This window comes from Phycicoccus sonneratiae, from assembly GCF_016887965.1.
Taxonomy (GTDB): Bacteria; Actinomycetota; Actinomycetes; order Actinomycetales; family Dermatophilaceae; genus Phycicoccus; species Phycicoccus sonneratiae.
On sequence record NZ_JAFDVD010000003.1, the window covers coordinates 63,809 to 79,808 of the forward strand.

Sequence of the window (16,000 nt, forward strand, 5' to 3'; positions counted from 1 at the left end):
CGCCACTCTAGTTGCGGGCCGCGACGCCTCCGGCCACCCCCGGTAGGGTCGCGCGCATGCTCGACGACACCGGGGCCCGGATCCGCACGCTCCTCGAGCGCCACCCGGTCCTCGACGGCCACAACGACCTCCCGTGGGAGGCCCGCGAGCGCGCCGCCTACGACTGGGAGCGCCTCGACCTCGCCGCCGGGGGGCTGCCGACCCACACCGACCTCCCGCGCCTGCGCGCCGGCGGTGTGGGCGCCCAGTTCTGGTCGGTGTTCGTGCCCGCCGAGCTCCAGGGCGACGCCGCGGTCACCGCCACGCTCGAGCAGGTCGACGCCGTGCACGCGATGGTGGCGCACTGGCCCGGGGACCTCGCCCTGGCCCGCACCCGGACCGAGGTCGAGCAGGCGCTGGCGTCCGGTCGGGTCGCCTCGCTCATGGGGGCCGAGGGCGGGCACAGCATCGACTCCTCGCTCGGCACGCTGCGGATGCTCTTCGCCCTCGGGGTGCGCTACCTGACCCTGACCCACAACGACAACGTGCCGTGGGCCGACTCGGCCACCGACGAGCCGGTCCTCGGGGGCCTGTCCCCCTTCGGCCGCGAGGTCGTCCGCGAGATGAACCGGCTCGGCATGCTCGTCGACCTCTCGCACGTCTCGGCCGACACGATGCGCGACGCCCTCGACACCGCCGAGGCGCCCGTCGTCTTCTCGCACTCCTCCGCGCGGGCGGTGTGCGACCACCCGCGCAACGTGCCCGACGACGTCCTCGAGCGGCTGCCCGGCAACGGCGGCGTCTGCATGGTCACGTTCGTGCCGAAGTTCGTCTCCCCCGCCGTCCGCGAGTGGGACCTCGAGACCACGGACGCCGCTGCCGCCGAGGGCATCTCGTCCGCCGACTTCGCGGCCTACGGGGCCTTCACCGCCGCACGCCGGCGGACCCACCCGGCACCGGCGGCGACGCTCGAGGACGTCGTGGCCCACGTCGAGCACGTCCGGGAGGTCGCGGGGGTCGAGCACGTCGGGCTCGGGGGCGACTACGACGGCGTCGACGTCCAGCCCGTCGGGCTCGAGGACGTCAGCGGCTACCCGCGCCTCCTCGAGGCCCTCGCCGGACGCGGGTGGTCCGACGCCGACCTCGCCGCCCTGACGAGCGGGAACGCCCTGCGGGTGCTCGGCGAGGCCGAGCGGCGGGCCGGCGAGATCGCGGCCACCCGGGGACCGGGGCTGGCCCGCATCGAGGACCTCGACGGCGTCAGCGCCTGAGGCGCGGCGGCGTCACTGGCGCGAACGCATCACCGTCAGCGCGACGAGCCGCGAGATGACCATCGCGACGTACATGACGCCCCCGAGCTGCTCGACGGTGCTCACCGCGCGTGCCTGGGAGCCGACCGCGACGACGTCGGAGAGGCCGACGCTCGTCAGCTGGGCGGTCGAGAGGTAGATCAGCTCGAGGAAGGTGCGCCGGTCGCCGCCCGCGTGGCCGATGAACGAGCCCGGCCAGACCTCCTGGATCGCGAGGAAGACGTAGGCGAAGGCGAAGACGAGCACGGTGAAGCAGGCCCCGACGGCGAAGAGCTCGTCCTTGGTGACCCAGTAGTCCTCGAACATGTACGAGATGAGCGCGTACGCCGTGTAGACGTAGAACAGGGCCAGCGCGCAGTGCGCGAACACCAGCACCGTCGAGCTGTCGCTGAGCAGGCTCCACACCTCGAAGGCCGCCGCGGGCAGCGCGAGGGTGACCGACAGCCAGGTGAGCGCCGGCGTGCTGCGCACCGTGAAGACGGCGGTGACCAGCGCCGAGAGGCTGAGCAGCGAGATGACCGCCCGCCCGGCCTCGGTGTCCTCGAGGAAGGGCAGCAGCAGGATCACGAGGATCTGGACCGCGAGGAGGAAGGCCGAGGGCTGCTTGCGGAGGGTGGCCGCCCAGCGCGCCGCGCGGGACGGGGGCTGGCGCAGGTCCTCCCACGTGGACGTCATGCCGACACCGTAGCCCCGGCTCGTGGACAATGCCGCCATGCCGGGTCCGTTCGTCCTCCCGCTCGTGACCTGCGCCGTGGTGCTCGTCGTCAGCGGCGTGGCGAAGCTGCGCAGCCCCGGGTCGCTCGAGCGCGCGATGGACTCGCTCCGGGTGCCGCCGGCGCTCGCCGCCCGGCCGGTCCGGGTCCTGCTCCCCTGGCTGGAGGTCGTGCTCGGGGCGGGGCTGCTCGTCACGTCCGGCCGGCTGCTCCTCGCGACGTCCGTCCTCGTCCTGGCGCTCCTCGGCGCCTACCTCGTCCTCGTGGGGCTCGCCCTGCGCCGCCCCGAGCCGGCCGACTGCGGGTGCTTCGGCGCCCTCGGCTCCTCGCGCGTCACCGCGGCGACGGTCGTGCGCAACGCCCTCCTCGTGCTCGCCGCCGCAGCGGTCGTCGCCGGGGCGACACGAGGTGGCGGACTGCCCGAGGTCGTCGACGCCACCGCGGGGTGGTGGCTGGCCGGTGCCGCGCTGACGGCCGCCGTGGCCGTCGCCGTCACCTGGCGGCCGGCCGACGACGGCGGGCGGCACGTGGCCGGCACCGAGCCCGAGGACTACGTGCGCGAGCCGGTCCCCGACACCGCCCAGGTGCTCACCGCCGACCGCCGGCTGCTCGCCGTCGTCGACGAGGCGCGGTCGGCCGCACTGCTCCTCGTCTTCCTCCGCCCCGGCTGCGCCCCCTGCGCCCGGCTCGGACCCGAGGTGGCCGGGTGGCGCCGCGACCTGGCCCCGGTGGACGTGCGGGCGGTCGTCGTCGGCGACCCGGACCTGCTCGGCACCCTGCCCTACCTCGACGACCACACGTGGTTCGACCCGCACGCCGTCGCGCTCGACCTGCTCGCGCACGGGTCCCCGTCGGCGGTGCTGCTCGGCACCGACGGCCTGCTCGCGGGCGGTCCGGTGCGCGGCGAGGAGGCCGTCACGGCCTTCGTCGAGGAGCTGCGCGAGCACCTGCTGGCGGCCGCCGCTGACACCGCCGACGAGCCGGTCAGCGACGGCCGGTGAGCTCCCAGGCGTCCTCGCCGTCGTCGTCGCCGTCGTGGTACTCCACGGCGGCCGGGTACCGGTCGAGGTCGTCGGCGACGGCGTCGCGCCCGTAGCCGGTCACCGGCACCTCGGCGGTGTCCTCGCGGCCGAGGTCCTGCGCGTCCTGCCCGAGGGCGTGCGCGTCGCCGTCCATCGGCTGTCCGTCGAACGGCGCGTCCGGCTCGGGCACGTCCTCGCCGCGCAGCAGCGCGAGGGTCGTCGGCAGGTCGTCGGGCTTGACGAGGACGTCGCGCGCCTTGGACCCCTCGGACGGACCGACGACGCCGCGGGACTCGAGCAGGTCCATGAGCCGGCCGGCCTTGGCGAACCCGACGCGCAGCTTGCGCTGGAGCATCGAGGTCGAGCCGAACTGCGTCGTGACGACGAGCTCGGTGGCCTGGAGCAGCAGGTCGAGGTCGTCACCGATGTCGTCGTCGACCTGCTTCTTCGGCGCGGCGACGACGACGTCCTCGCGGTAGCGCGGCTTGAGCTGCTCGGTGACGTGCGAGACGACGGCGTGGATCTCGGACTCGGTGACCCAGGCGCCCTGGACGCGCATCGGCTTGCTCGCGCCCATCGGGAGGAACAGCGCGTCACCCTGGCCGATGAGCTTCTCGGCGCCGGGCTGGTCGAGCACGACCCGGCTGTCGGCGAGCGAGGAGGTGGCGAAGGCCATGCGCGAGGGCACGTTGGCCTTGATGAGGCCGGTGACGACGTCGACCGAGGGGCGCTGCGTCGCGAGGACGAGGTGGATGCCGGCCGCGCGCGCGAGCTGGGTGATGCGGACGATCGACTCCTCGACGTCGCGCGGGGCGACCATCATGAGGTCGGCGAGCTCGTCGACGATGACGAGGAGGTACGGGTAGGGCGTGATGACCCGCTCCGAGCCCGGCAGCGGCTTGACCTTGCCGGCCTTGACCGCCTTGTTGAAGTCGTCGACGTGCTTGAAGCCGAACGCCGCGAGGTCGTCGTAGCGGGTGTCCATCTCGCGCACGACCCACTGGAGGGCCTCGGCGGCCTTCTTGGGGTTGGTGATGATCGGCGTGATGAGGTGCGGGATGCCCTCGTAGGCGGTCAGCTCGACGCGCTTGGGGTCGACGAGGACCATCCGGACCTCGTCGGGCGTCGAGCGCATGAGGATCGAGGTGATCATCGAGTTGACGAAGCTCGACTTGCCCGCGCCGGTGGCGCCCGCGACGAGCAGGTGCGGCATCTTCGCGAGGTTGGCGATGACGTACCCGCCCTCGACGTCCTTGCCGACGCCCATGACCATCGGGTGCTCGGTGCCGCGGGCGACCTGGCTGCGCAGGACGTCGCCGAGGCTGACCTTCTCGCGGTCGGTGTTGGGGATCTCGATGCCGATCGCCGACTTGCCGGGGATCGGGGACAGGATGCGGACGTCGGCCGAGGCCACGGCGTAGGCGATGTTCTTCGACAGGGCGGTGACCCGCTCGACCTTGATGCCGGGGCCCAGCTCGACCTCGTAGCGGGTGACCGTCGGGCCGCGGGTGAAGCCGGTGACCTGGGCGTCGATCTCGAACTGGTCGAGGACCTGGGTGAGCGCCTCGACGACCCGGTCGTTGGCGGCGCTGCGGGCCTTGTGCGGGCTGCCCGGCTCGAGGACGCCGGAGTCGGGGAGGGTGTACGTGACGTCGCCCGCGAGCGAGAGCTGCTCGACCCGCTGGGGCAGCTGGGAGGTGGGCGGCGCCTCGAGCGGGGCCTTGGCCGCGGCCGCCTTCGCCTGCGAGAGCGCGGCCGCCGGGGCGTCGGCGCCGGGTGCGCCGGCCGCCGGGGCCTCGGGGGGCCGCTTCTGACCGGGCCGGAGGCGACGCCCGGTGCGCGGGTCGACGACGGCGGCCTGCTCGAAGGCCTCGTCGCCGACCATCGGGCCGTCGGCCGGCTCACCCGTGCGACGGCGGGGCTTGCGGCCGGTGGGGCGCTCGGGCTCCGGCTCGACCTCCGGTGCGTGCCCGGTGAGCCGGTCGAGGAGCGCGCGCAGCCGCTCGGGCACCTGGTGCAGCGGCGTGGCGGTGAGGACGAGGACGGCGAACAGCCCGAGGAGGAGCAGCAGCGGGACGGTGCCGTAGACCGACACCGCGGCCTCGAGCGGGCTGGAGGCGAGGAAGCCGATGATCCCGCCCGCGGCGCGCATCCCGTCGGCCCCCTCGGGCGGGGTGGGGATGTCGTTCGCGACGTGGACCAGACCGCAGGCGGCGAACGCGAGGGCCGTGGTGCCGACGGCCATGCGCGAGGTGGCGGCGTCGTCGGTCGGCGCGCGCAGGACCCGGATGCCGAAAGCGAGCAGGACGAGCGGCACGGCGTAGCCGACCTTGCCGAAGGTGCCCGCGACGACGGCGTGGACGACGACGCCGACGGCGCCGGGCATCCCCCACCACTCGCGGGCGGCGACGACGACGGCGAGGGCGACGAGGAGCAGGCCGAGCCCGTCGCGGCGGTGCTCGGGCTCGAGGTCACGGCCGGTGTCGCCGACCTTGCGGGCGACGGCGCCGGTGGCGTGCGCCAGGCCCATCCACGTGCTCTGGGCGGCGCGCAGCGGCAGCGGGAGCCCGCCGGAGCTCGGGGAGCGCTTGGTGGTGCGCGGCCGGGCGGTGCCCTTGCGGGTCGCGGGCCGGGTGCTCTTGCCCCGTGCCCGGGACGTCGAGGACGTGCGTGTCGCCATGGTCCCACGCTACGCGAGAGTCACATCAGGCTCAGGCGTCACACGCCGGGAGGCGGGCGGCCGATTTCCGCCCCACGACGGGCCCGGAGGGCGGTGGAGGGGCGCGAACCGGGCCCGGACAGCGGCGTGCGGCGCCCCGCTCGACCCCTGTCATCGAGCGGCGCGCCGCACGGTCGCCCCCGTGGGAGGACGGGAGCGACGCCGGTGGTGACCGGCCCGCCCGATCGCCCCGACCAGGTCGGGACGACCGCGAGAGCGCGGAGCGGGGTGGGTCACCTGGCGTCCGTGGGGGCCTTCACCCCCGAGGAGGTGTTGACCCTTTGCTGACGGTCACTTTACGAAGTCTTTACCCGTCGCGCTAGGGATTGGCCGATGTTCTTTTGTCGTGGACGGCCCCGCTGACCTGCGGCGGAGCACTGGTGTGACGGATGTCAGCAGTTGGTGCGGATGACGTTGAAGGTCATCGGCCCGATCGAGACGATCTGGTTGCGGTCGGCGCCGTTCTGGGTGCTGAAGAACGTGGCGTTGTTCCAGTAGGTGAGGGTGAAGGAGGTGATCGCCCCCGGGTAGGTGATGCGGACGTTGCCGAGGTTCGAGGTGTTGGCGACGTCGCCGTTGGCCGTGTTGCGCAGCGGGCTCGCCGTCGTGCCGGCACCGGTCGTGCGGTTCGTGACGTGGGTGACGGTGAACGCGCCGGAGAGCTCGACCATGTCGATGAAGTCGCCGTCGAGGGCGTCGATGTCGGTGAGGGTGAAGGTCAGCCCGACGACCGGCTCGCTGAAGACGAAGGTCACCGTCTGGAGCGCGTCGCGCCCGGGCTCGGAGCGGCGGGTGCCGGTGACCGTCTGCTCGAGCTGCAGGCCGGGGACGCCGAGGCCGCCGACCTCGGCCGAGGAGACGCGGAAGTTCTGGTTCGTGGTGCCGGACTCGTTGCCCGTGGCCATCCGGCCGGAGAGGGTCGAGGTCATCGACAGGGTGACGGGCGCGATCGGGCCGGCGCCGTCGGGGTCGGTGGTGGCGGTTCCCGACTGGTTGCCGGTGCGGCTGTAGCTCGTGCCCCCGGCCCCGTTCCACCCGATCGTGTACGACTGCGGGTTGCACGGGGAGGCGGCGGCACGCGGCGCGGCGGCCCCCACCGCGATGACGGGGACGGCCCAGGCCAGGCCACCGGCGACGGCGCGCCGGCTGGGTCGCGCCGGGGCGGGCGCGTCCGTGGTCTGCAGGCTCATCAGGATCCCCTCGGGTCGGTGTCGGGATGATCCGTGACCAACCCTTGGTGTTCTACCTACCAGTACTTTACGGTTCCTTTACTTTCCGGACCTGCAGGATCGAGAAGGCGGCCGCGAATTCGGCCGAACGGACGATGGGGTGTGGTGTTCTCCGAACTACGGAATCCGTCGTTCAAGGCCCCACCCGGCAGGGGCATCCGTGATTTCCGTGCGTGGTGAACCCCTGCGGAAACCGTTGAAGCGTCAACCGACGCCGAGGGCCCCCGGACGTCGGTCCGGGGGCCCTCGGCGTGTCGTGGAGGCGGTCGGTGACCCGGTCAGGCCTCGACGACGGTGGGGATGATCATCGGGCGGCGCTTGATCTTGCGCCCCACCCAGGTGCCCATCGTCCGGCGCACCACCTGCTGCAGCTGGTAGGCGTCGGTGACCCCCTGGGCGGCGGCGTCGGCGAGGGCCTCCTCGATGCGCGGGCGGATCTCGTCGAAGACGACCTCGTCGGGCGCGAAGCCCCGGGCGGTGATCTCGGGGCCGGCGACGACCTTGCCGGTCATCGAGTCGATGACGACGACGACCGAGATGAAGCCCTCGTCACGCAGGATGCGCCGGTCCTTGAGGAGGGTCTCCTCGACCTCGCCGACCGTGGACCCGTCGACGTAGACGTACCCGGCCTGCACGGCGCCGGCCACCCGGACCCGGCCGTCGACGAGGTCGACGGCGACACCGTCCTCGACGACCGCGACGTTGCGCCGCGGCACCCCGGTCTGGATGGCGAGCTCGGCGTTGGCCACGAGGTGGCGCCACTCGCCGTGCACCGGCATGACGTTGCGCGGCTTGACGATGTTGTAGCAGTAGAGGAGCTCACCGGCGCTGGCGTGGCCGGAGACGTGCACCCGGGCGTTGCCCTTGTGGACGACGTTGGCCCCGAGCCGCATCAGTCCGTTGATGACCCGGTACACGGCGTTCTCGTTGCCGGGGATGAGGGAGGACGCGAGCAGGACGGTGTCGCCCTCCCCCACCTCGATGCGGTGGTCGCGGTTGGCCATCCGGGACAGCGCGGCCATCGGCTCGCCCTGGCTCCCGGTGCACACGAGGACGACCTTGTCGTCGGGCAGGTCGTTCAGCTGCTTGAGGTCGACGAGCACGCCGTCCGGCACCTTGAGGTAGCCGAGCTCGGCGGCGATGCCCATGTTGCGCACCATCGAGCGGCCGATCATCGCGACCTTGCGCCCGCCCTTCTCGGCGGCGTCGAGGACCTGCTGGACGCGGTGCACGTGCGAGGAGAAGCAGGCGACGATGATCCGGCGCTGGGCGTGCCGGAACACCTTGTCGATGGCCGGGGCGATCTCGCGCTCCGGGGTCGTGAAGCCCGGGACCTCGGCGTTCGTGCTGTCGGTGAGGAACAGGTCGACGCCCTCCTCCCCCAGCCGGGCGAAGGCGCGCAGGTCGGTGAGCCGGCCGTCGAGCGGCAGCTGGTCCATCTTGAAGTCGCCCGTGTGCAGCAGCGTGCCGCCGGGGGTGCGCACGCACACGGCCAGCGCGTCGGGGATCGAGTGGTTGACCGCGACGAACTCGCAGTCGAAGACCCCGAGCCGCTCGCGGTCGCCCTCGCGGACCCCGAGCGTGAACGGGGTGATGCGGTGCTCCTTGAGCTTGGCCTCGACGAGCGCGAGGGTCAGCTGGGAGCCGACGACGGGCAGGTCGGGCCGGAGCCGCAGGAGGTAGGGCACGGCCCCGATGTGGTCCTCGTGGCCGTGGGTGAGCACGATGGCCTGGACCCGGTCGAGCCGGTCCTCGATCGAGGAGAAGTCCGGGAGGATGAGGTCGATGCCGGGGTGGTGGTCGTCCGGGAAGAGGACGCCGCAGTCGATGACGAGCAGCTGGCCGGCGTGCTCGATCACCGTCATGTTGCGGCCCACCTCGCCGAGGCCGCCGAGGGGGGTGACCCGGACACCTCCCTCCGCGAGCGGGCCGGGGGCGTCGAGGTCGGGGTGCGGGTGGCTCATGCGTCCTTCAGGGTCGGGAGGGTGGCGAGCGCGGCCCGGAGCGCCTCGAGGTGCTCCGGGGGCGACTCGACGAGGGGGAGTCTGACGGTGGCGTGCTCGATGACGCCGAGCTCGACGAGGGCCGCCTTGGCCATGATCGCGCCCTGCGAGGGCGACATGATCGCGTCGACGACGGGCACGAGGGCCCGGTGGATGCGGACCGCCTCGGCGAGGTCGCCGCGGTCGACGGCCTCGAGCATCGCCCGGTAGTGGCTGCCGGTGACGTGACCGACGACCGAGACCGTGCCGACCGCGCCGATGGCCAGCAGCGGCAGCGTGAGGGCGTCCTCGCCGCTGAACCACAGGAGGTCGGTGGCCGCCATGACGCGCGTGGAGGCCGCGAGGTCGCCCTTGGCGTCCTTGACGGCCACGACGTTCGGGTGCTCCGCGAGCGCGACGAGGGTGTCGTGCGCGAACGGGACGGCGGTGCGTCCGGGGATGTCGTAGAGCATCACCGGGCGGTCGGTGGCGTCGGCGACGGCGCGGCAGTGCGCGACGAGCCCGGCCTGGGTCGGCTTGTTGTAGTACGGCGAGACGAGGAGGAGCCCGTCGGCCCCGGCGTCGGCCATCCGGCGGGCCATCGCGACGGCGTGGGCGGTGTCGTTCGAGCCGCAGCCCGCGACGACCTTCAGCCGTCCGGCGCCCACCTCGACGACGCGGCGCACGGTCTCGACGCTCTCGTCGTCGGTGAGCGTGGAGGCCTCGCCGGTCGTGCCGTTGACGACGACGCCGTCGTGGCCGGTGGCGAGGAGGTGCTCGACGAGGGCGTCGACCCCGGCGCCGTCGACCGCTCCGTCGGGGGACATCGGCGTCACCATCGCCGTGAGCACTCGACCGAAGGGGGAGGACGTCATGCCGACAGGGTAGCGAGCCGCGCCCCTCGCCCGAGCCCCGCGGGGCCTACGCTGGGGCCGTGCGCCAGTACCTCGACCTGCTCGACCACGTGATGACCACGGGCGCCCCCAAGTCCGACCGCACCGGCACCGGCACGCGCAGCGTCTTCGGGTACCAGATGCGTTTCGACCTCACCGAGGGCTTCCCGGTGCTCACGACGAAGAAGCTGCACCTGCGCTCGATCATCGGCGAGCTGCTGTGGTTCCTCCGCGGCGACACCAACGTGCGGTGGCTCCAGGAGCGGAACATCTCGATCTGGGACGAGTGGGCCGACGAGCACGGCGACCTCGGGCCGGTCTACGGCCACCAGTGGCGGTCCTGGCCGACGCCCGACGGGCGCACCGTCGACCAGGTCGCGAAGGTCGTCGAGGCCATCCGCACCAACCCCGACTCCCGGCGGCACATCGTCTCGGCGTGGAACGTCGCCGACGTCGACGACATGGCGCTGCCGCCGTGCCACACGATGTTCCAGTTCTACGTGCGCCCCGCGGCCGACGGCGGGCCGGCCTTCCTCGACTGCCAGCTCTACCAGCGCAGCGCCGACGTCTTCCTCGGCGTCCCGTTCAACATCGCCTCGTACGCGCTCCTGACGATGATGGTCGCCCAGCAGACCGACCTGCGGGCCGGCGAGTTCGTCCACACCCTCGGCGACGCCCACCTGTACTCCAACCACCTCGAGCAGGCCCGCCTCCAGCTGACCCGCGAGCCGCTGCCCCTGCCGACGATGCACATCGCGCCGCGCGGGTCGATCGACGAGTACGAGCTCGAGGACTTCGAGCTCGTCGGCTACGAGGCCCACCCCTCCATCAAGGCCCCGATCGCGGTATGACCCGGGTCTCGCTCATCGCCGCCGTGGCCCGCAACGGCGTCATCGGCGCGGGCGACACGATGCCCTGGCACCTGCCGGCCGACTTCGCGTTCTTCAAGGCGACGACGATGGGCCACCCGCTCGTCATGGGCCGGCGCACCTTCGACTCGATCGGCCGCGTGCTGCCGGGGCGGCGCACCATCGTCATCACCCGGCAGGCCGACTGGTCGCACGCGGAGGTCGAGACGGCCCACTCGCTCGTCGGGGCCCTCTCCCTCGCCGGGCCCGCCGACGAGGTCTTCGTCGCCGGTGGTGGCGAGGTGTACGCGGAGGCGATGCCGTTCGCGCACCGCCTGCTCGTCACCGAGGTCGACCAGGAGCCGGAGGGTGACGTGCACTTCCCCCCGATCGACCCCGCCACGTGGCGCGAGACGGCGCGCGAGCCGGGCGACGGCTGCGCCTGGGTCACCTACGCGCGGCGCTGACCGCCCGGCACGTCGCCCACCGCGATCGCCGGCTCCATGAGGCTGCCGAGCCAGACCCGTCCCCCGTGCTCGCGCACCCCGGTGGCGACCCGCCAACCCGAGGCGTCGAAGTCGAGGTCGTGGACCACCGCTCCCCCGTCGTCGAGGCCGAGCACCCGGGCGGTGCGCCGCGGCTCGGGCTTGACCCGCTCGGGGAGGCGGCGCACGACCGCCCGCACCTGACGGGGGCTGCGGCGCAGGACGGCGAGCACGGGGTCGGTCGGTGAGGCGACGGTGACCCACACGAGGCCGTCGGACCCGAGCGCGATGTTGTCGGGGTGGCCGGGCAGGGCCTCGACCCACGTCGTGGCCGGCCCGGGACGGTTGCCCGAGAGGGCGACCCGTCTGATGCGGCAGGTGCCGGTCTCGGCGACGAGCACGCCGCGCTCGTCCGGCAGGAGGGCCACGCCGTTGGCGAAGGCCAGCCGGTCGAGCACCGTGGTGACCGTGCCGTCGACGTCGCGGCGCAGCAGCCGGCCCGTGCACGTGTGCTCGACGAGGTCGTTCTTCCAGTCCTCGACCTGCCAGCGGCGGCTGGAGTCGGTGAACCAGATCGTGCCGTCGGCCTGCACGGCGGCGTTGTTGACGAAGAGCAGGTGCTCGCCGTCGACCTCGGTGACGAGGGTCTCGAGGTCGCCGGTCGCGGGGTCGAGGGCGAGCAGTCCGCGGTGGGCGTCGCAGACGAGGAGCCGGCCGTCCGGGAGCCACTCGAGCCCGAGGGGGCGTCCACCGGTGGCGGCGACCGTGGTCGTCGTGCCGTCGCGGGGGTCGTGGACGTGGACCGCGCCGTCGGCAGTCCCGGTCCACACCCGCCCGTCGTCGCCGACGAGCACGTCCTCGGCGCCGGGCCCCGGCACGGGGGCCACCGTCAGCGGCAGGGTCATGGCGAGAGCGTAGGTGGCCGCGCCGGAGTTGTCGCGGGGGCGCTCGGTAGGGTCGGGGCGTGCCCGTCACCGCCTCGCTCGCCGACCAGGTCGCCGTCGTCACCATCGACCGCGCCGAGCGCCGCAACGCCCTCAACCTCGAGGCCCTCGAGGAGCTGCACGCCGCTGTGGTCGAGGCCGTCGACGCCGGGGCGCGCGCCCTCGTCGTCACCGGGGCCGGTGGGCACTTCTGCGCCGGGGCCGACCTCACCGAGCTCGAGGACGTGTCGTTCACCCAGCGCCTCGCGGAGGTCCTCGAGCACCTCGCCGCGGTGCCGGTCACCACCGTCGCCGCCGTCGACGGGGCCTGCATGGGCCTCGGGATGCAGCTCGCGCTGGCCTGCGACGTGCGGGTCGTCGACGACGGGGCGCGGTTCGCGGTCCCCGTCGCGAAGCTGGGGCTCATGGTCGACCACTGGACCGTCGACCGGCTGGCCCGGTGCTGGGGCGAGGGCGCCGCCCGCCACCTCGTGCTCACCGCGGCCGTCCTCGACGCCGACGACGCGTGGCGGCTCGGGTTCGCCCAGGCCCGGGGCGGCCTCGACGTCGCCCACGAGCTGGCCGCCGGCGCCGCGCGGCTGGCCCCGCTCACCCAGGCGGGTTCGAAGGTCGGCTTCGACACCCACCACGACAACGCGCCGGAGGTCGCCCGGTACGAGGCGGCCTTCGCCCGGGCCTGGGCCAGCGAGGACCTCACCGAGGGCCGCGCCGCCTTCACCGAGCGCCGCGCGCCGCGGTTCCGGGGGGTCTGATGGACACCGGCCACGACCACCCGCATGGTCACGACCAGGGGCACGACCACGCCCACGAGCCCGGCCCGCTCGCCGACGCCAGCGTGCGCCGGGCCCGTCCCAACGACGCCCCCGCCGTCGGCACGGTGCAGGCCACCGTGTTCCGCGAGGCCTACGCCGGTCGCCTCCCCGACGACGTGCTGGCGCTGTTCGTCCCCGAGGCCTTCGCGCGGGGCTGGCGCGCCGGCCTCACGAGCCCGCCGGAGGGGGTCCACCGGCTGCTCGTGGCGTGCGCCGGCGAGCAGGTCGTCGGGGCCGTGGCCGTCGGTCCTTCGCAGGACCCCGATGCCGAGCCCGCCTGGGCCGAGGTGACGCTGCTCGCCGTGCACCCCGACGCGCGCCGGCAGGGCCACGGGTCCCGGCTGCTCAACGCCTCCGTCGACGTGCTGCGCGAGGCGGGCGCCGAGGCGGTCACGGCCTGGCTGCTCGCCGACGACGAGGGCACCCGCGGCTTCCTCGCCGCGTCCGGCTTCGGACCGGACGGCGCCTACCGCGACCGCGTCGTCTCCCCCGACGGCGCGACCCTGCGCGAGGTCCGGGTGCTCGCCCGGATCACCGACCCGGACGAGGGATGAGCACCGAGCCGCCGGCGCTCAGCGCCGACCGGCGTCGCGAGGTGCGCCGGCAGGCCCTCTCGGTCGGTGCGGCCACCGGGGCCTACGGCATCTCCTTCGGGGCGCTCTCGGTCGCCTCCGGCCTCAGCGTCTGGCAGACCCAGGCCCTCTCGCTGCTGCTCTTCAGCGGCGGGTCGCAGTTCGCGGTCGTCGGGGTCCTCGGCGCCGGGGGCAGCGGCGTCGCGGCGGTCCTCACCTCGACGCTGCTCGGCGTGCGGAACGGTCTGTACGCCCTCCAGACGTCGCGCTTCCTCGGCGTCACCGGCGTGCGCCGGCTGGCCGCCGCGCAGATCACCATCGACGAGTCGACGGCGGTCGGGGTCGCCCAGCCCGAACGGCCGGCGCAGCGGATCGGGTTCTGGCTCACCGGCATCGCCGTGTTCATCGGCTGGAACGTCATGACCCTCGTCGGGGCGCTCGTCGGCAACGCCATCGGCGACCCGCGCACCTACGGGCTCGACGCGGCCGCGGCCGCGGCCTTCGCCGCCCTGCTCTGGCCGCGGCTGCGCAGCGGTGACGCGGCCGCCACCGCGGTGCTCGCGGTCTTCGTGGCGCTCGTGACGAGCCCGCTGCTGCCGCCCGGGGTGCCGGTCATCCTCGCCGCGCTCGCGGCGGTGGTGGTCGGGCTCCGGCGCGGCGGGCGGCACGAGGCCCCACCCACGTCGCGCGCGGGCGAGCTGCCCGGAGCGGACCCCGTGCCGTGACCACCTGGACCACGGTGCTGCTCGCGTGCGCGGCCGCCTACGCCCTCAAGCTCGCCGGCTACCTCGTGCCGGCGACCTGGGTCGAGGGCGAGCGCCGGTCGCGGGTCATCGCCCTGCTGCCGGTCGCCCTCCTCGCTGGGCTCGTCACGGTGCAGACCGTTGTCGGCGACGGCGGCTCCCTCGTGCTCGACGCGCGGGCGGCGGCCCTGGCCGTCGCGGTCGGCCTCCTGCTCCTGCGGGCCAACTTCCTCGTCGTCGTGGCCGGCGCGGCCCTGACGGCCGGCCTGCTGCGGGCCGTCGGCTGGGGCTGACCGCCCCCTACTCCCCCGCTGCCGCCCGGTAGCGGTCGAGGACGACCTCGACGACGCGCGGGTCGGGCAGGAGGGGGCCGGTGACGTGGTCGGCGCCGGCGGCACCGAGCCGGTCCTGGAAGAAGCCCGGCGCGAGGAGGTACGAGGCGACGACGACGCGCGCCGCCCCGTCGGCCCGCGCCGCCGCGACGGCCTCGGCGACCGACGGCGTCGGTCCGGCCGCGTAGCCCAGCCGCACCGGGGCGTCGAGCCGCTCGGCGAGCCGGCGCGCCACCTCCTGCGAGTCCGCCTGCGCCCGGTCGTCGCTCGAGCCCGCGGGTGCGAGGACGACGGCGTCACCGGGACGGGGCGCACCCACCCGGTCGACGAGGACGTCGACGAGCCGGTCGTCCGGGCCCAGGGCCGGAGCGACGACGACGTCGGGCCGCCGCCGCACGGCCTCGGCGAGGTCGACGCGCACGTGGTAGCCCGCCGCGAGCAGGAGCGGGACGACGACCCCGCTGTGGACGCCCGGTCCGCGGCGCGGGACGGCCGCGACGACCTCGCCGACGACCGGCCCGTGGACGTCGACGTAGGCCTCGCGCACCTCGACGTCCGGTAGGGCAGCGGCGAGCTCGCCCACGAGGGCGGCGAGCGCCGCGCGGCCGGCCGGGTCGCGTGTCCCGTGGCCGCAGGCGACGAGGACGGGGGGCTCGGCGCTCACCCGAGACCGAGGTAGTGCTCGAGCCCCACGGTGAGCCCCGGCCGGTCCCCCACCTGCCGCACCGCGGCGAGGACCCCCGACATGAAGGACACGCGGTCGAAGCTGTCGTGTCGGAGGGTGAGCATCTCGCCCGGGCCGCCGAGCAGGACCTCCTGGTGGGCGACGAGCCCGCGCAGCCGGACCGAGTGCACGGGCACGCCGTGGACGCGGGCCCCGCGGGCGCCGTCCGGGTCGTGGGTCGTCGCGTCGGGGACGGGGCCGAGGCCGGCCGCCTCCCGGGCCGCCCCGACGAGGTCGGCGGTGCGGGCGGCGGTGCCCGAGGGGGCGTCGACCTTGTCGGGGTGGTGCAGCTCGACGACCTCGACGGACTCGTAGAAGCGGGCGGCCTGCTGGGCGAAGGCCATCATGAGCACCGCCCCGATGGCGAAGTTCGGCGCGACGAGCACGCCGACCTCGGGAACGTCCCCGAGCCGGTCGCGCAGCGTCGCGAGGCGCTCCTCGGACCACCCGGTGGTGCCGACGACGACGTGCACCCCGCGCTCGACGCAGTGCGCGACGTTGGCCGGCGAGGCGTCCGGCACGGAGAACTCGACGACGACGTCGGCGCCCCCGAGGTCGCCGAGGTCGTCGCCGGCGTCGTAGCGGCCGACGAGCTCGAGGTCGTCGGCGTCATCGACCGCCGCGCACACCGTGGCGCCCATCCGGCCCGCGGCCCCGATGACGGCCACCCTCGTCGCGCTCATGCCGGTCACT

General features: G+C 74.3%; 16 protein-coding genes. 8 read left to right on the forward strand and 8 right to left on the reverse strand.

The annotated features are described in order from the left end of the window. The first annotated feature begins 56 nt into the window (after positions 1 to 56). Positions 57 to 1,250, forward strand: coding sequence for a dipeptidase (locus tag JQN70_RS01065; protein ID WP_204129463.1), 1,194 nt, complete (start codon positions 57 to 59; stop codon positions 1,248 to 1,250). A gap of 12 nt (positions 1,251 to 1,262) precedes the next feature. Here JQN70_RS01065 and JQN70_RS01070 read toward each other — a convergent pair whose 3' ends face one another. Continuing rightward, positions 1,263 to 1,964: a two pore domain potassium channel family protein gene (locus JQN70_RS01070; RefSeq protein WP_204129464.1), complete on the reverse strand. Its 702-nt coding sequence runs from the start codon at positions 1,962 to 1,964 to the stop codon at positions 1,263 to 1,265. A 37-nt stretch (positions 1,965 to 2,001) separates the two neighbouring features. On the opposite strand from JQN70_RS01070, the gene JQN70_RS01075 reads away from it, so the two are divergent. Continuing rightward, positions 2,002 to 3,003: a MauE/DoxX family redox-associated membrane protein gene (locus tag JQN70_RS01075; RefSeq protein ID WP_204129465.1), complete on the forward strand. Its 1,002-nt coding sequence runs from the start codon at positions 2,002 to 2,004 to the stop codon at positions 3,001 to 3,003. Here the strand turns inward: JQN70_RS01075 and JQN70_RS01080 are convergent. The 4 genes from JQN70_RS01080 to dapA form a co-directional block, all read right to left on the reverse strand. Next, complete coding sequence (locus JQN70_RS01080; RefSeq protein ID WP_204129466.1) at positions 2,987 to 5,704, reverse strand: FtsK/SpoIIIE family DNA translocase; 2,718 nt, start codon at positions 5,702 to 5,704, stop codon at positions 2,987 to 2,989. The two genes, JQN70_RS01075 and JQN70_RS01080, sit on opposite strands and share 17 nt — an antisense overlap. 431 nt (positions 5,705 to 6,135) lie before the next feature. Next, positions 6,136 to 6,933 carry a hypothetical protein gene (locus JQN70_RS01085; protein ID WP_204129467.1) on the reverse strand — a complete coding sequence of 266 codons (798 nt, stop codon included), beginning with the start codon at positions 6,931 to 6,933 and terminating at the stop codon, positions 6,136 to 6,138. A 317-nt stretch (positions 6,934 to 7,250) separates the two neighbouring features. Next, the gene (locus JQN70_RS01090) at positions 7,251 to 8,936 is read right to left on the reverse strand and encodes a ribonuclease J (protein ID WP_204129468.1); all 1,686 of its coding nucleotides are present in this window, start codon (positions 8,934 to 8,936) and stop codon (positions 7,251 to 7,253) included. After that, positions 8,933 to 9,829, reverse strand: coding sequence for a 4-hydroxy-tetrahydrodipicolinate synthase (gene dapA / locus JQN70_RS01095; RefSeq protein ID WP_204129469.1), 897 nt, complete (start codon positions 9,827 to 9,829; stop codon positions 8,933 to 8,935). Before dapA ends, JQN70_RS01090 begins: the two co-directional genes overlap by 4 nt. 59 nt (positions 9,830 to 9,888) lie before the next feature. On the opposite strand from dapA, the gene JQN70_RS01100 reads away from it, so the two are divergent. Both JQN70_RS01100 and JQN70_RS01105 read left to right on the forward strand, forming a co-directional pair. Beyond that, the gene (locus tag JQN70_RS01100; RefSeq protein ID WP_204129470.1) at positions 9,889 to 10,698 is read left to right on the forward strand and encodes a thymidylate synthase; all 810 of its coding nucleotides are present in this window, start codon (positions 9,889 to 9,891) and stop codon (positions 10,696 to 10,698) included. Then, the gene (locus JQN70_RS01105; protein ID WP_204129471.1) at positions 10,695 to 11,162 is read left to right on the forward strand and encodes a dihydrofolate reductase; all 468 of its coding nucleotides are present in this window, start codon (positions 10,695 to 10,697) and stop codon (positions 11,160 to 11,162) included. The genes JQN70_RS01100 and JQN70_RS01105 overlap by 4 nt, the downstream gene beginning before the upstream one ends. On the opposite strand, the gene JQN70_RS01110 is transcribed toward JQN70_RS01105, so the two are convergent. Further along, positions 11,147 to 12,085, reverse strand: a complete 939-nt coding sequence (locus tag JQN70_RS01110; RefSeq protein ID WP_204129472.1) for an SMP-30/gluconolactonase/LRE family protein — start codon at positions 12,083 to 12,085, stop codon at positions 11,147 to 11,149. The two genes, JQN70_RS01105 and JQN70_RS01110, sit on opposite strands and share 16 nt — an antisense overlap. Positions 12,086 to 12,144: 59 nt before the next feature. On the opposite strand from JQN70_RS01110, the gene JQN70_RS01115 reads away from it, so the two are divergent. From JQN70_RS01115 to JQN70_RS01130, 4 genes are read left to right on the forward strand one after another with little or no spacing between them, the layout of a single operon-like run. Beyond that, on the forward strand, positions 12,145 to 12,876 hold the full coding sequence (locus JQN70_RS01115) for an enoyl-CoA hydratase-related protein (RefSeq protein WP_204129473.1): 732 nt from the start codon (positions 12,145 to 12,147) through the stop codon (positions 12,874 to 12,876). After that, on the forward strand, positions 12,876 to 13,490 hold the full coding sequence (locus JQN70_RS01120) for a GNAT family N-acetyltransferase (RefSeq protein ID WP_204129474.1): 615 nt from the start codon (positions 12,876 to 12,878) through the stop codon (positions 13,488 to 13,490). The genes JQN70_RS01115 and JQN70_RS01120 overlap by 1 nt, the downstream gene beginning before the upstream one ends. Beyond that, entirely contained in the window at positions 13,487 to 14,233 is a 747-nt protein-coding gene (locus tag JQN70_RS01125) for an AzlC family ABC transporter permease (protein WP_204129475.1), read from the forward strand. Before JQN70_RS01120 ends, JQN70_RS01125 begins: the two co-directional genes overlap by 4 nt. After that, on the forward strand, positions 14,230 to 14,544 hold the full coding sequence (locus JQN70_RS01130; RefSeq protein ID WP_204129476.1) for an AzlD domain-containing protein: 315 nt from the start codon (positions 14,230 to 14,232) through the stop codon (positions 14,542 to 14,544). Before JQN70_RS01125 ends, JQN70_RS01130 begins: the two co-directional genes overlap by 4 nt. A 7-nt stretch (positions 14,545 to 14,551) precedes the next feature. Here JQN70_RS01130 and JQN70_RS01135 read toward each other — a convergent pair whose 3' ends face one another. Both JQN70_RS01135 and dapB read right to left on the reverse strand, forming a co-directional pair. Next, a complete protein-coding gene (locus tag JQN70_RS01135; protein WP_204129477.1) occupies positions 14,552 to 15,247 on the reverse strand; it encodes a sirohydrochlorin chelatase in 696 nt (231 codons plus the stop codon). Then, positions 15,244 to 15,990 (reverse strand): 4-hydroxy-tetrahydrodipicolinate reductase, encoded by a 747-nt coding sequence (dapB, locus tag JQN70_RS01140; protein WP_204129478.1) that lies wholly within the window; start codon positions 15,988 to 15,990, stop codon positions 15,244 to 15,246. Before dapB ends, JQN70_RS01135 begins: the two co-directional genes overlap by 4 nt. Positions 15,991 to 16,000: the final 10 nt, after the last annotated feature.